General features: G+C 64.4%; 13 protein-coding genes. 10 read left to right on the forward strand and 3 right to left on the reverse strand.

What is annotated here, in order from left to right:
- Positions 1–340 precede the first annotated feature (340 nt).
- From KHO41_RS39835 to KHO41_RS39865, 7 genes are all read left to right on the forward strand, one after another.
- Complete coding sequence (locus KHO41_RS39835; RefSeq protein WP_211958697.1) at positions 341–1081, forward strand: IclR family transcriptional regulator; 741 nt, start codon at positions 341–343, stop codon at positions 1079–1081.
- 41 nt (positions 1082–1122) lie between these two features.
- On the forward strand, positions 1123–1872 hold the full coding sequence (locus KHO41_RS39840) for an SDR family NAD(P)-dependent oxidoreductase (protein WP_211958698.1): 750 nt from the start codon (positions 1123–1125) through the stop codon (positions 1870–1872).
- On the forward strand, positions 1865–3028 hold the full coding sequence (locus KHO41_RS39845; protein WP_211958699.1) for an acyl-CoA dehydrogenase family protein: 1164 nt from the start codon (positions 1865–1867) through the stop codon (positions 3026–3028). Before KHO41_RS39840 ends, KHO41_RS39845 begins: the two co-directional genes overlap by 8 nt.
- 213 nt (positions 3029–3241) lie before the next feature.
- Positions 3242–3742 (forward strand): MaoC family dehydratase, encoded by a 501-nt coding sequence (locus KHO41_RS39850; protein WP_011299994.1) that lies wholly within the window; start codon positions 3242–3244, stop codon positions 3740–3742.
- On the forward strand, positions 3739–5874 hold the full coding sequence (locus KHO41_RS39855; RefSeq protein ID WP_211958700.1) for an acetate--CoA ligase family protein: 2136 nt from the start codon (positions 3739–3741) through the stop codon (positions 5872–5874). The genes KHO41_RS39850 and KHO41_RS39855 overlap by 4 nt, the downstream gene beginning before the upstream one ends.
- Entirely contained in the window at positions 5868–6647 is a 780-nt protein-coding gene (locus KHO41_RS39860) for a citryl-CoA lyase (RefSeq protein WP_211958701.1), read from the forward strand. Before KHO41_RS39855 ends, KHO41_RS39860 begins: the two co-directional genes overlap by 7 nt.
- 128 nt (positions 6648–6775) lie before the next feature.
- A complete protein-coding gene (locus tag KHO41_RS39865) occupies positions 6776–7516 on the forward strand; it encodes an IclR family transcriptional regulator (RefSeq protein ID WP_140949223.1) in 741 nt (246 codons plus the stop codon).
- Between the two features lie 135 nt (positions 7517–7651).
- On the opposite strand, the gene phbB is transcribed toward KHO41_RS39865, so the two are convergent.
- Positions 7652–8395 carry an acetoacetyl-CoA reductase gene (gene phbB, locus KHO41_RS39870; protein WP_041680141.1) on the reverse strand — a complete coding sequence of 248 codons (744 nt, stop codon included), beginning with the start codon at positions 8393–8395 and terminating at the stop codon, positions 7652–7654.
- A 263-nt stretch (positions 8396–8658) separates the two neighbouring features.
- The gene (gene phaP3, locus KHO41_RS39875) at positions 8659–9216 is read right to left on the reverse strand and encodes a TIGR01841 family phasin PhaP3 (RefSeq protein ID WP_211958702.1); all 558 of its coding nucleotides are present in this window, start codon (positions 9214–9216) and stop codon (positions 8659–8661) included.
- Positions 9217–9746: 530 nt separating this feature from the next.
- Here phaP3 and KHO41_RS39880 point away from each other — a divergent pair.
- A complete protein-coding gene (locus KHO41_RS39880) occupies positions 9747–10190 on the forward strand; it encodes a hypothetical protein (RefSeq protein WP_211958703.1) in 444 nt (147 codons plus the stop codon).
- An 83-nt stretch (positions 10191–10273) separates the two neighbouring features.
- Here KHO41_RS39880 and KHO41_RS39885 read toward each other — a convergent pair whose 3' ends face one another.
- The gene (locus KHO41_RS39885) at positions 10274–11293 is read right to left on the reverse strand and encodes a Bug family tripartite tricarboxylate transporter substrate binding protein (protein ID WP_211958704.1); all 1020 of its coding nucleotides are present in this window, start codon (positions 11291–11293) and stop codon (positions 10274–10276) included.
- Between the two features lie 443 nt (positions 11294–11736).
- Between KHO41_RS39885 and KHO41_RS39890 the strand changes: the two genes are divergently transcribed.
- Positions 11737–12069 (forward strand): hypothetical protein, encoded by a 333-nt coding sequence (locus KHO41_RS39890; protein ID WP_244874260.1) that lies wholly within the window; start codon positions 11737–11739, stop codon positions 12067–12069.
- A 395-nt stretch (positions 12070–12464) separates the two neighbouring features.
- The gene (locus KHO41_RS39895) at positions 12465–13619 is read left to right on the forward strand and encodes a porin (RefSeq protein WP_211958705.1); all 1155 of its coding nucleotides are present in this window, start codon (positions 12465–12467) and stop codon (positions 13617–13619) included.
- Positions 13620–13860 lie beyond the last annotated feature (241 nt).

The raw sequence follows: 13860 nt of genomic DNA on the forward strand, positions 1-13860 counted from the left end.
AATTCGCCCCTTTGGGGCAACCAAAACGCGTTTTTGGTTACTTTTGTCGCTCGGACAAAAGTGACTCGCCGGCTACGCCGGCGAAACAGCAGCGCCAGCGAAGAGCGATAAGCCCCCGCAATTCAGCCCTGTTCCACACCTCCCGGAACAAAAAACCCCAAAAATGAGCCGCTTTATGCACCCGCACCCCCGGGTTGCGCAGCAAGAAAGCCTTCTCCACGAAAAATCCGAAATACCGTAGATAAATACACCCCCTCGAAATATAGATTGCCTTCCTCTTCGACAGGTCGTACATTATTTCCATATATCGTAAATACGTACAGCCCTTCGGAGAAAGAGCTTGCCCGTCCAGATTCCCGCAGCCAGCCGCGCCATGGCCGTATTCGAGGTCTTTGCGCGTGAAAAGCGCGACCTGTCCAATTCCGAGATGGCGAAGCTGCTTGCCGTGGCCGACAGCAGTTGTTCCGACCTGTTGCACACGCTGCATTCGCTCGGCTACCTGATGCGTACCACGCGCACGCGGCGCTTCTATCCGACCGGCCGCCTGTTCGAGACCGCGCGCCACATCGCGGAAAACGACCCGCTGACCCGGCTTGCCCAGGAAGCGGTGCATCGGCTGACCGATGCCACCAACGAGAGCGCGTTCTTCGGCGTGCTGGAACCCCAGGCCGTGCGCGTTGCTGCCGTGGCGCAGAGCCGGCTGCCGCTGCGCTACATCCTTGACGTGGGCGAGCGCGTGGCGCTGCACGCCTCCGCGCTCGGCAAGGCCCTGCTGGGCGTGCTGCCGGAAGACGAGGCGCGCAGCAGGCTGGCAGCCATCCGCCGTCCGGCCGTTACGCGCAGCACCGTGGTGGACATCGAGCCACTGATGGCGCAACTGGCACGCGGCCGCGAGCAAGGCTGGTACGAAGCCCATGACGAAGGCACCGCGGGCGTGACGGCACTGGCGGTGCCGGCGCGCCTGGACGAGCGCCCGGTGGCGATCTCGCTGGCGGGTCCGGCCGAACGAATCGAGAAACACCGCGAATCCTATCTGGCAGCCCTGCGCGACGTGCGCGATGGACTGCTGGCCGACCACTGACTCTGCAAACCCCGACTCTGCAAACCCATCAAGGAGGAGAAATGGATCTTGGACTGAATGGCCGCGTGGCAATCGTCACCGGCTCGGCGCGCGGCATCGGCGCGGAAACCGCCCGCATGCTGGCGAAGGAAGGCGCAGCCGTGGTGATCACGGACCTGGACCTGGACGCCGCGCGTGAAACCGCAAGCGGCATCGAGCAAGCCGGCGGCAAAGCCATTGCCGTGCAGTGCGATGTGCGCAAGGAAGACCAGGTGCGTACGATGGTCGGTGCCGGCAAGGAAGCCTTCGGCAGCATCGACGTGCTGGTCAACAACGCCGGCCTGGTCAAGGACCGCACCATCCTCAAGATGGACGAGGCGGACTGGGACCTGGTGCTCGACGTGACACTCAAGGGCGCCTTCCACACGTGCCGCGCGGCGCTGCCGTTCATGCACGAGAAGGGCTGGGGCCGCATCATCAACATCAGCTCGCGCGCGCTGTTCGGCAACCCCGGACAGGCTAACTACTCGACCGCCAAGGCGGGCATCATCGGTCTCACACGCGCGCTGTCGCTGGAGCAGGCGCGCAAGGGCGTGACGGTCAATGCCATCGCCCCGGGCTATATCGAGACCGAATACATCAAGAGCCTGCCGAACTACGACACCATCCTGGCCAACGTCATGGCCAAGAACGCCGTGACCTTCCCGGGCGAGACCAGCGACATCGCCGGCGCCGTGGCCTTCATGGCATCGGAACACGCCCGCTACATCACGGGTACCACCCTGTTCGTGACCGGAGGTCGCTATGGTTGATTCCAGCGTTGACGTCGACGGCCTCGATGCCGACCAGCGGCTGCTGCGCGACAACATCCGCCGCTACCTGAAGGAAACCTTCACCCCGCACATCCGTCAGGCCGAGCGCGACAAGCACTTTCCGCACGAACTGATGACGGGCCTGATCGACTTCGGCTACTTCGGTGGCGTCCTGCCAGAGGCCGATGGCGGCCTGGGCCTGGACTACCTGACGTGGGCCGTGATGATGGAAGAAGCCGGTTACTGCTGGCTGTCGCTGCGCATCCTGATCAACGGCCTGAACATCGTCTCCGGCATCATCAACACCTACGGCACCGAAGAGCAAAAGGAACGCTTCGTACGCCCGCTGCTGCGCAACGAGCGCAAGCCATTCGTGTCAATCTCGGAGCCGGACGTGGGCTCCAACGTGGCCGAGGTGAAGACCCGTGCCGACAAGAAGGGCGACCGCTACGTGCTTAACGGCAGCAAGCTGTGGGTCACCAACGGCATGTTCGCGGACTTTGGCATCGTGGTCGCCCGCACCTACAGCGAGACCTGCAACGGCGAGCTGTCGCTGTTCCTGGTCGAGCGCGACGTGACCAAGTACACGGCCGAGCCGGTGGACGTCATGTTCACGCGCAGCACTGGCACAGCGGCCTTCACGTTCGAGAACGCCGAGATCCCCGCCGCCAACCTGATCGGCGTGGAAGGCCAGGGCCTGCGCCAGATCCTGATCGGTCTGAACTTCGGCCGCCTGAACGTGGCGATGGGTGCGGTCGGCGCAGCGCAGTGCGCGCTCGACCTGTCGGTCGACTACGCGCTGCAACGCAAGCAGTTTGGCCGCCAGATCGGTTCATTCCAGCTGATCCAGAAGCACATCGTCGACATGACGATGCGGGTGCAAGCCTCGCGCTCGCTCGGCTACCGCGCCGCCCGCTCGATGCAGAACGGCACCTCGCGCACGGAATGCTCGATTGCCAAGCTGTACGCGACGGAGGCCGCGTTCGAAGTATCGAACCTCGCGCTGCAGGTGCATGGCGGCATCGGCTATGCCACGGAATACCCGATCGAACGCATCTTCCGCGACACGCGCGGCGGGATGATCCCCGAGGGCACCACAGAGATCCAGACGCTGATTATCGCGCGCGAGATTCTGGGGATCAACGCGCTGACGTAAGCACCAACGATATCCGCCGCATGCATTGCAGCTCCCCTCTCCCGCTTGCGGGAGAGGGGTCGGGGGAGAGGGCAGGCGTTACGACGAAGTGACGGCTTTCGTTCCTGCCAGCGCCCGCCCTCTCCCCCAGCCCCTCTCCCACAAGTGGGAGAGGGGAGCAAATCAGCGGCTATCACAAACACCGCAAGTATCGAACACCGAGAGACACAATCCATGACCCAACCCGCCATCCTCGAACAAGTCGCGAACACCACGCTCTTCTGGGAAGACCTGACGCCCGGCCTGACCTACAGCACCTCGTCGCGCACCATCACCGAAGCCGATGTGGCCGCGTTTGCCGCGCTGACCGGCGATTTCAACAAGGTGCACGTCGATGCCGAGTACGCCAAGGGCACCATCTTCGGCCAGCGCATCGCGCACGGCATGCTGGTGGCAGCATTCATGGCCGGCCTGACCTCGCGCTCGATCCCGAACCAGTTCTTTGAAGGCTCGCTGTTCAGCGTGCTGGAAAACCGCCTGAAGTTCCCGAAGCCGACGTTCATCGGCGACACCATCCGCGTGGACATCGAAGTGGTCGAGCAGAAGACCACGAGCCGCCCGGACCGCGGCATCATTGCCTTCATGCGCAAGGCCGTCAACCAGCGCGGCGAAGTCGTGGCTGAAATGGCCGCCACCTGCCTGTTCAAGCGCCGCCCGACGGGAGAAGCGCAATGAGCAACCAGGGCATCTGGTTCAGCGACCTGTCGCGGCTGGTCAACCCGAACTCGATCGTGCTGGTCGGGGCGTCCGAAAAGCCGGACAGCATCGGCGGCCGCACACTGGAAAACCTGACCACGTTCTCCGAGTTCAAGGGCGAACTGCTGCTGGTCAACCCGGGCCGCACCGAAATTCACGGCCGGCCGTGCGTGGCATCGGTCAAGGACCTGAAGGAAGCACCGGACCTGGCCATCCTGGCCGTGCGCGCCGACATGGTCATCCAGACGCTGCGCGACTGCGGCGAGATGGGAATCAAGTTCGCGATCGTGTTCACGTCGGGCTTTGGTGAAACCGGCGAAGATGGCCGCGCGGTGGAAGCCGAGATGCGCGAGATTGTCGCCAGCACCGGCATGCGCATCTACGGCCCGAACTGCCCGGGCCTGAACAATATGAATGCGCGCCTGGGCCTGACGTTCTCGCCCGCATGGCGCATCGACCGCCGTCCCGGCCCGATCGGCGTGGCCACGCAAGGCGGCGGGCTCGGCCGTTCGTTCATCCAGGCGATGGACCGCGGCGTAGGCGTTGGCCTGTGGTGCTCGGGCGGCAATGAAGTCGACCTCGAGGTCAGCGACTACATCCACTACATGGCCGACGCACCCGATATCGAGGTGATCGTCACCACGCTCGAAGGCGTGCGCAACGGCCCGCGCTTCATGGCCGCGGCCCTGCATGCTGCGCGCCGAGGCAAGCCCATCGTTGCGATCAAGGTCGGCAAGTCGGAGTACGGCGCCAAGGCGGCGCAGTCGCACACTGCCGCCATCGCCGGCTCGGCCGAGATCAACAGCGCGGTGTTCAGCCAGCTCGGCATCATCGAAGTCGATGATATCGATGAGCTGATCGACGTGGCATCGCTGCTCGCGCGCCGCAAGCCGACCGGCAAGGAACAGCTTGCCGTGTACAGCTTCTCGGGCGGCACCGCCGCACTGGCCTCCGACATGGTCGGCCTGGCCGGCCTGAAGCTGTCGGAGTTCGCGCCGCACACGATCGAAGCGCTCAGGAACGCCCTGCCCGGCTTCGCCGCGTTCACCAATCCGGTCGACGTGACGGCCGAAGTGCTGGTCAACACCGAAGTCAGCTACGCCACGCTCAAGGCCACCGCCGCCGACCCCAACACCGACCTGGTGCTCGTGCCGATCCCGGTGGAGTACGGCAAGACCACCGCCATGCTGGCCGACAGCATGGTGCGCGTGCAGCAGGAAGAAACCAACACGCCGATCGTGCCGGTCTGGATGAGCGACCGCACCGGCGAAGGTCATCGCAAGATGATCGACGGCGGGCTGATGCCGATGCGCGCCGTTGGCAACGCCGTGCTGGCCGTCCAGCGCTTCATCGAATACGGCCGCTGGAAGGCGAAGTTCGAACGCGAATGGCGTCCTCTCGCCGACGTGAGCGATGCGGAGGCCACCGCCAACCTGTCCGAAGCGAAGACCAAGGCGCTGCTGGAACAGGCCGGCGTCCCGACTCCGCGGGGTGTGGTGGCACGCTCGCCGGCCGAGGCCGCGCAGGCGTTCCGCAATGTCGGCAATGGCAAGGCGGTCATGAAGATCGTCAGCGCGGCCATCACGCACAAAACCGATATCGGTGGCGTGCGCCTGGGCATCGCCTCTGAGGGTGCGGCCATGGCCGCGTATGAGGAAATCCACGCCAACGGCGTGAAAGCCTGCGACGCCTCGCAGATCGAAGGCGTGCTGGTGGAGCCGATGCTGCCCTCCCCGTTCGTCGAAGCCGTGGTGGGCATCCACCGCGATCCGGTGTTCGGCCACGTGTGCACGTTCGGCCTGGGCGGCGTCAGCATCGAGCTGTTCAAGGACGTGAGCCGCCGCCTGCTGCCGCTGACGCCGGCCTCGGCGCGCGAGATGATCACCGAGACGCGCTGCTATGAACTGCTGAAGGGCTATCGCGGCCAGCCGGCGTTCGACATCGACGCGCTCGTCGACATGCTGGTGAAGCTGTCCGACTTCGTCGGCAAGCATGCCGCACGCATCGAAGAACTTGAAATCAACCCCCTCGCGGTGCGTCCGCAGGGTCAGGGAGTGGCTGCGCTCGACGCCGTCCTCTCGTATCAGGGCACGGAGCCTTCGACATGGTAACGACCGTCAAGACTGAAATCGGCTACACCACCACCGACACGATCATGGTGCGTGGCCTGAACCTGGCCACGGAGATCATCGGCAAGTTCGACTTTGTCGACATGATCTTCTTCACCACGCTGTCGCGCATGCCCACGCCGCGCGAGAAGATCATGGTCAACGCCTTGCTGGTGACCACGGCCGACCACGGCATCACGCCGAGCTCGCTGTCGGCCCGCCTGACCTACATCGGCGCGCCGGAAGCGCTGCAGGGCGCGGTGGCCACCGGCCTGCTCGGCGCGGGCAGCGTGTTCCTCGGCCCGATGCAGAACGCGACCGAGATGCTCAACGAAGGCACGCGCGAACTCAGCGAAGACGCCACCGACGAGCAGCTGTTGGAAACCGCGCGCGCGCTGATCAAGCGCTACAAGGAAAGCCGCCAGCAGGTCTACGGCGTGGGCCACCCGATCCACGTCGACGGCGACCCGCGCGTGCCGGCGCTGCGCGAACTGTCGCGCCAGAACGGCTACTACGGCCTGCACTGGCGCCTGATGGAGGCGATCGTCGAGGTGCTGGTCAAAGAGCAGAAGCGCAAGCTGCCGATGAACGTGGTCGGCGCAATTGGCGCCATCGTCGCCGCGATGGGCCTGGACCCGCTGATCGCGCGCGGCCTGGCACTGGTGGGCCGCTCGGCGGGCCTGCTCGCCCACGTGCTCGAGGAAAAGCAGGACCCGATGGCGCGCGAAGCGTGGCAGCTCGTGCTGAAGGCAGATCCGCGCAACGTCCTGCCCTGAGGGGACGGGCGCCTATGACGCCGCTGCACGGCGCGTCATAGGCGGGTGGGCGGATGACGCGGACTTTCCGAGCCGTACGAAATTTCGTATAGTTCCACTGTCCGCTGAATCCACCACCTCTCCCAAGCATGCCCACAATGATTCCTGCCGCCAGCCGAGCCATGGCGGTATTCGAAGTGTTCGCGCGCGAGAAGCGCGAACTGTCCAACTCCGACATGGCACGCCTGCTGTCATTGCCGGAAAGCAGCACCTCCGACCTGTTGCACACCCTGCATTCGCTGGGCTATCTGATGCGCACGACGCGCACTCGGCGCTTCTATCCCACGGGCCGCCTTTCTGAAATCGCACGGCAGATCGCCGAGAACGACCCGCTGACCACCGTGGCGCAGGAAGCCATCGAGCAGGTCAGCGCCAGGACCAACGAGAGCGTCTTCTTCGGCGTGCTCGACGGGACCGCGGTCAAGGTCATGGCCGTCCAGGCCAGCCGCCTGCCCCTGCGCTACATCATCGAAGTCGGCTACCGCGCCGCCCTGCACGCGTCCGCGCTCGGCAAGGGGCTGTTGGGCCTGCTGCCCCCCGAAGAGGCCCGCGAAACACTCGCCAAAAGCAGCCTGCGCGCCGTCACCCCGCATACGGTCGTCGACATCGACACGCTGATGGCCCAGGTCGCCAAAGGCCGCAAACGCGGATGGTACGAGGCGCACGAAGAAGGCAGCGAGGGCGTCCACGGTCTGGCGGTGACGGGCTGGCTGGGTGGCCAGGCTGCCGGCATCTCGCTGGCGGGGCCTGCCGAACGCATGAAGAAGAACCACGACGCGTATCTGGCGGCGCTGATCGAGGTGCGGGATGCGTTGATGAGCGAGGAGTGAGGGGTGGGGGGTGTGAGGGGTGACGAGTGATACCGGGCCGTTCCTTTGCTTGTCACGAGGCCTTCCAGGCCATGCAATGCCGGCACGCTATGCGCGGTCCGGCCGAGCCATGGCGGCCCGGCACTCGACCACGCCTTACTGCATGTGCTGCCCGCCATTGATGGCGATATTGGACCCGGTCACATAGGCCGCGTCCTCCGAACACAGGTAAGCAATCAGCGCTGCTACTTCTTCCGGCTTGCCGACGCGGCCAACCGGAATCTGCGGCAGGATCTTGGTATCCATGATTTCCTTGGGCACGGCGTTGACCATTTTGGTAGCAAGGTAGCCCGGAGAAACCGTGTTGACCGTCACGCCCTTCCTTGCCACTTCCAGCGCCAGCGACTTGGTGAAGCCGTGCATGCCGGCCTTGGCGGCGGCATAGTTGGTCTGGCCGAAGGCGCCCTTGGACCCGTTGACCGAAGAGATGTTGATGATGCGTCCCCAGCCGCGTTCGACCATGCCTTCGCACAGCGGCTTGGTGAGATTGAAAACCGAGTCGAGATTGGTCCGCATCACGGCATCCCAGTTCGGCTTGTCCATCTTCTTGAAGGCCATGTCTCGGGTAATGCCGGCGTTGTTCACGAGGATGTCCACGCGGCCAACGTCAGCGATGATCTTCGCGGCGCAGGCCTGGCAGGCATCGTAGTCGGATACGTCGACCTCGTACGCACGCATCTCGCGGCCGGCGGCGGCCATCTCGGCAAGCCAGTTCTGTGCGTTCGCATTGCCCGGCGAATGCGTCACCACCACGGCGTGGCCTGCGTCGTGCAATTTGATGCTGATGGCTTCTCCCAGCCCGCCCATGCCACCCGTTACCAGTGCGATTTTCTTGGTCATCCTGCCTGCTTCATTCTCGTAAAGTTGAAAAACCCCTGGATTGCCGATTAGGGCGTTCCCCTGGTCGTCCCGATCAAGTTCCCGTTGCATGCGCGCAAAAAGGCAAAAAGCGGGCCGCCGGAATGATTCCGGTGCCGCTTTGGTCTGCCGTTGCGGGAAGGTTGGTGTCGCGGTGCGGCAAGCCAGGGACACTGGGGTCCCTGCACTGCCAGCCTGCGATCTCTGTTCGGCGCGCTGGCTTGCGCGCCAGCGGCACTACGCCGTTACTGCCGGGGCGCGCGGGCCCCTGCCTGCTGTGCCGCGCCCGAGGCCGCTACGGCGGTCGTGACAAACCTGGCACCGGCGGCTTCAGCCGTCTGCTTGGCTGCGCTCTGGATCGATTGATAGGTGCTGCTGGCGGCTGCTACGCTCGATTGCAGCAGCGCGGTGATCGCTTCAGACCCAGCCGGCGCGTTCTTCACGAAGGTGTCCACGAAGGACTGCATATTGCGGCTGTGCTGTTCGTATCGGGCTTCGACCGCCTTGGTCAGTTCCGCCTGCGTGTTCGATGCGATTTCGTACACATTGCGTGCATAGGCAATGGCCTGCTCGGCGGCGGGCTGCGCCAGGTTGCCTTGCACGGCAAACACATCGCGCAGGTCCTTTCCTGCAAACAGGGCCCGGACATTCTCCTGACTGTCGGCAAGCGTTGTCCTGGCCGTCTGCAGGTTCAGCTCGGTCAATCGCTGAAGGCCTTCAACCGCAATGTTCGTCAGCGTGAACCAGTAGCCGACGCTGGATTTTTGCGCTGCAACAAACTGATCTGGCGTAGAGGGGAACATCCGTAATCTCCGTTGGATTTGAAACGGCGGATTTTGCGCAAACATGCAGCAAACGTTACCCGCCAAGCGGTGTTTTCGGGATCGGCAGCGCCGTCAATCCCTACCTCGCACCATTCGAGTGCAGATCCTAGAATAGTTCCTCTAATTTTATCCCTAGGTATATACCCAAAAAGTATTGAAAACCTGACAATAGAAGTGATTTATAATGCCCAAATGTTACATATATTTACGTGAGGATGTTGCAATGCATCGACAGGACTGCAGCGTCGTTTCTCAGGGGGCCAGCCCCGCCATGCGCACTGGCGGCCAAGCTGCCGCCGCGGGTTCGGCGTGAGCAAACCTCGACGGCTGCACCCTCCACACCACCCCACACCTCCCACGGCGGAACATAGCGTTCCCGATGAAGCGGACCCTATAAAATCTGCCCGGCCCACCGATTGCGGGGGGGCGCTATCTTTGCCGCAAGGCTCTAAGGTGTAGGCATCAGAAAGGCCGATTTCAGCCGGCCATGCAACACCGGAGAATTCTCCATGACCTGTCAGCCCGCCCCGGCACCCCGCAGCTTCCACGAAGACGCCCGCCAGTTCCTGGCCCACACCCTGCCCACGCTGCGCCGCTTCGATGCCCAGTTGCACGCGCTTGCCGGCAGCGCCCGTGCCGGCGGCATGACGCTGGCCACGCGCCACGCGTTCCTGCTGCGCCTTGCGGGCTATGAAGCCGATCTGAAGGCCATTGCCGGGATCGCGCGGACGCTTGCCGCGACACAGCAGCACGACAGTCCCGCCGCACAGGCCATGGGGGCCATGATTACAGCCCGTGGTGCCGACCTGCATCATCAAATGGAGGATTTCCTGGCGCAGTCGCTCGGTGACTGCGGCCTGGCGCAAGACCGGGCCGCGCGTGCGGCGCCTGCGGGTACCCGCGCGGCAATGCCGGCCAGCGATTCTGCGCGTGCTGTGACGGCAGGCGCGTAGCGCTTGAAATGCAACCGGCGCCCTGGGGCGCCGGCATAGGCTTTCCATACGCCGGCCGCCCGATCGGGGGCCGGCCTGAATGATCAGTCCAGCGTCGCGCCGGCGCGTTCGATCGTCCCCTTCCACTTGGTCCGCTCGCTCTGCACGAAGGCACGGAATGCCTCCCCGCTCAGCGGCAGCGGTACACCCCCCATCTTCTGCAGGGCTTCAACCGTGGCCGGTTCCTTGAGCATACGCCCGACGTCGGCTTCCCACTTCGCCACGACGGCGGCAGGCGTGCGTGCCGGGAAGAACAGGCCGATCCACGAGGTGGATTCCGCACCCGGATAGCCCGCCTCGGAAATCGTCGGCACCTGCGGCAGCGCGGGCAGCCGGCTCGTGCCGGTTACGGCCAGCGCTCGCAGCTTGCCGGCCTGGACCTGCGTCAGGGTCGACACAGGGTAGTCGAAGGTCAGGTCGACCTGACCGGCCAGCAAGTCATTGATCGACGGCGCGCTGCCCTTGTACGGCACGTGCACGAGCTTCACGCCGGCCAGCGTCTGGAACAACTCGGCCGCCAAATGGCTGCCCGTGCCGTTCCCGGCCGAAGATACGGTCAACTTGCCGGGGTGCGCCTTGGCATACGCGACCAACTCCCTGACGGACTGGTAAGGCAGCTTGCCGTTGACGACCAGCAGGTTGGGAATCGACACCAGCGCCTGTGCAGCGATGAAATCCTTCGCGGGATCGAAGCGCAGCGACTTGTACAGGAACTGGTTGCTGGCCATCGTGCCCTGTGTGCCGAGCAGTACGGTATAGCCGTCCGGCTCCGCGCGCGACACGATCTCCGTGGCCAGGTTGCCGCCCGCTCCGGGGCGGTTGTCGACGATCACGCGCATGCCGTAATCGCTGGTCATCCTGGCCGCGACCAGCCTCCCGAGTTGGTCGGTAATCCCGCCGGGCGGCCCGGGCACGACCAGCGTGACAGGTTTGGCCGGATAGGCCGGTGCGGCGAGCGCAGCGGGCGCCAGCGCGGCCAGCGTGCCGCAGGTCAGCAGCAAGCCGCTGCCGGCCGCTGCCGCGCGGGCAAGCAAGGTTCGAAACTGGGTAATCAGCGTGGTCATGGAATGCGTCTCCTGTAGGCCGGGATGCCGGCTATGCCTCTCGTGAAGCCATCTGTGCTTCTGGTTCACCGCGGAACGTTCATGGTCCCGGCGACTTCGATTAATTCTACGTTATTTCGTAGATATCTACTGTATGTCGTAGATAGGAACATCCCCTAGGCGGGGCGGCAACCTGACTGTGTTTCGCAAAAAATGGGTCTTATCGCCACCGGGGTGGGGCGGATCGCCGCATACCCCCCTTGGTCGAGTGGGGGCAAATCCGGCGTGCCCGCGTGAAACTGGTTTCCACCATGGCGCGGGCAGCCCTTGCCCAATGCGCAGCCATTTCGGAACGCGACACGATGCAGGCTCCACAGACAACGTCCCATACCCACACCGCCCGCGGGCAAAGGCACGCGGCCACCAGCGGCACCACGCACGCCATCGCTCCGATGGAACGTTTGATGGACCTGCTTCAGGAGGTCCGCCAGTTCAGCCGCCAGTTGCAGCGCTGCGCGCGCGAATCCGCGCGTGCCACGAACACCCCGTCCTATATGGATACGCTGCACGCACTGCTGGACAGCCGCATGCAATGCGACGATGCCCGCACGCGCATCGTCTGCTACGCCTGCGCGGCCGAGCTTGGATTACCGATGGAACTGGAAGCCGAACATTGCCGGCAAGTCATGAGCGGCAGTCTTGGATTTCCGCTGCGCGTGCTGTTCTGGGCCGCACACCGCCGCATGCAGTCCGCGCGCCGCAGCCATGGCAGCGCCTGGCTGATGCCGCATAACTGATGGCGGCTGTGGCGCCCACGCCACGGCTTTGCACTCCGGCTCCCAATCCCCCCGATCCCTGCGAGTTCCACTTCAGTTGCCACCAGGCGTGTTGCGCATGAAGCGGCATGGCCTCTGTATCGATGGGGGGGAGCCGCGCCATCCGCGCGCCGGCGCCAGCTACGCCGGAATGTCCGCCACAAGGGGTGGGCAGCCGCTTGATGCGCAGATGTCCCGTTCGGGTTGTTTCACTCCTGCCGAGGCAAAACACCACCCCGAGACGGGTAGCGGAGCACAGCGGCAACCATGCTTTCCTTGCAGATACGCACAACCGGTGCGTGAAGAACTTTCCCCGGCCGGGGCACCACGGTGCACGGCACGGGTAGCACAAACAACGACGGAGGAGATGGCAGCACATGAAACATAAACTGTGCGCAGTGGCGGTACTGGGAGCAATGTCGGCATGGAACGGCGCCGCGCACGCGGCGAACAACGTCACGCTCTACGGTGTGATCGACGCCCCGATCGAGTATGTGAACCGCGTCGCCACATCCGCCGCAAGCCCGAATACGGGCGGGTCGCGTATCAGCATGCCGAGCGTTGGCGGCCTGTCCGCGTCGCGCTGGGGCATGCGCGGCACGGAAGATCTTGGCAGCGGCTTGCAGGCAACCTTTGTCCTGGAAGGCGCGTTCATGCCGGACACCGGCGCCATGCCTTCCAGCGGGCTGTTCGGTCGCATCGCGACGGTGGGACTGAAGAAGAACGACCTGGGGCAAATCACTTTCGGTCGCCAGACCACCAGCTTGCTGGACGGCCTCGTGAACTTCTCGCCGCTGCGCTTTGCCGCCACGTACGAGCCGGGCATCTGGTGGATGGGCGTGAACTACCGCGAAAGCAACATGGCCAAGTACACCGGCCAGTTCGGCAATGTGCAGGCGGTGGCCCACTACTCGTTCGGTACCGGTGTGCCGGCACTGTCGTCCGGCAACCTGCTCGCTAACGGCGGTGCGGGCGAAGATCCGGCGCATGGCAAGGACAACACCGCATACGGTGCGTCGGTCATGTACCTGGACGGCACGTTCGGCCTTGGCATCGGCTATGACCAATGGAACCCCGCGCTCACGCCGGGCCAGACCGCGAAGGTGCGCAAGGCTTCGATCGGCGGCAGCTATGCCAATGGTCCGTTCAAGCTGACCGCCGGCTACCGCTGGAACAAGGCTGACTTCCCGAACGGCAACACCTTCCTGCGCGACGACTACTGGTGGGCTGGCCTCAACTACCAGGTCACGCCGGCTCTCGGCCTCTCGCTGGCCTACTTCTACGCGGACGTCAAGAAATCCGCCGCCACGCCCACGGCCGCTTCCACCAATCCGCCGAACATGCAGCAGTACACGTTCCTGGCGGACTACAACCTGAGCAAGCGCACCGACGTGTACTTCTCGGTGGGCTATGCACACAACGGCAGCCTGAGCTTTGACAGCGCGGCGACGGCCTATGCGTTCAGCTATCCGTCCATGGCTGGACAGAAGAATATGGTCGGGGTGATCACGGGGATCCGGCATATCTTCTGATGGTGTGTTGGTAGAGGAAGTGATGGTGTTCCGCGCGGCCGGTGTGGCCGCGCGGGCCTCGTCTGGTGTTACTGGTGCCGCGGGCTTTTGCCTGCGGTTTTTTTTTGGGCTTTTTGGCGGAGCGCCGGGGGTGTCGTTCTTGGCATGCGCCGCTGTTTCGCCGGCGTAGCCGGCGACCTACTCTTTTGTCCGAGCGACAAAAGAGTAGGCAGAAAAGCGCGTCGTTGCCGCTGGCCATCAA

The sequence above is a fragment of the Cupriavidus numazuensis genome, from assembly GCF_905397435.1.
Classification (GTDB): domain Bacteria; phylum Pseudomonadota; class Gammaproteobacteria; order Burkholderiales; family Burkholderiaceae; genus Cupriavidus; species Cupriavidus numazuensis.

What these genes read in the sequence shown, in the direction of transcription:
- KHO41_RS39840 (WP_211958698.1), top strand. Translation starts at nt 1,123, where the DNA reads ATGGATCTTGGACTGAATGGCCGCGTGGCAATCGTCACCGGCTCGGCG.
- KHO41_RS39845 (WP_211958699.1), top strand. Translation starts at nt 1,865, where the DNA reads ATGGTTGATTCCAGCGTTGACGTCGACGGCCTCGATGCCGACCAGCGG.
- KHO41_RS39850 (WP_011299994.1), top strand. Translation starts at nt 3,242, where the DNA reads ATGACCCAACCCGCCATCCTCGAACAAGTCGCGAACACCACGCTCTTC.
- KHO41_RS39855 (WP_211958700.1), top strand. Translation starts at nt 3,739, where the DNA reads ATGAGCAACCAGGGCATCTGGTTCAGCGACCTGTCGCGGCTGGTCAAC.
- KHO41_RS39860 (WP_211958701.1), top strand. Translation starts at nt 5,868, where the DNA reads ATGGTAACGACCGTCAAGACTGAAATCGGCTACACCACCACCGACACG.
- KHO41_RS39865 (WP_140949223.1), top strand. Translation starts at nt 6,776, where the DNA reads ATGCCCACAATGATTCCTGCCGCCAGCCGAGCCATGGCGGTATTCGAA.
- phbB (WP_041680141.1), bottom strand. Translation starts at nt 8,395, where the DNA reads ATGACCAAGAAAATCGCACTGGTAACGGGTGGCATGGGCGGGCTGGGA.
- phaP3 (WP_211958702.1), bottom strand. Translation starts at nt 9,216, where the DNA reads ATGTTCCCCTCTACGCCAGATCAGTTTGTTGCAGCGCAAAAATCCAGC.
- KHO41_RS39880 (WP_211958703.1), top strand. Translation starts at nt 9,747, where the DNA reads ATGACCTGTCAGCCCGCCCCGGCACCCCGCAGCTTCCACGAAGACGCC.
- KHO41_RS39885 (WP_211958704.1), bottom strand. Translation starts at nt 11,293, where the DNA reads ATGACCACGCTGATTACCCAGTTTCGAACCTTGCTTGCCCGCGCGGCA.
- KHO41_RS39890 (WP_244874260.1), top strand. Translation starts at nt 11,737, where the DNA reads ATGGACCTGCTTCAGGAGGTCCGCCAGTTCAGCCGCCAGTTGCAGCGC.
- KHO41_RS39895 (WP_211958705.1), top strand. Translation starts at nt 12,465, where the DNA reads ATGAAACATAAACTGTGCGCAGTGGCGGTACTGGGAGCAATGTCGGCA.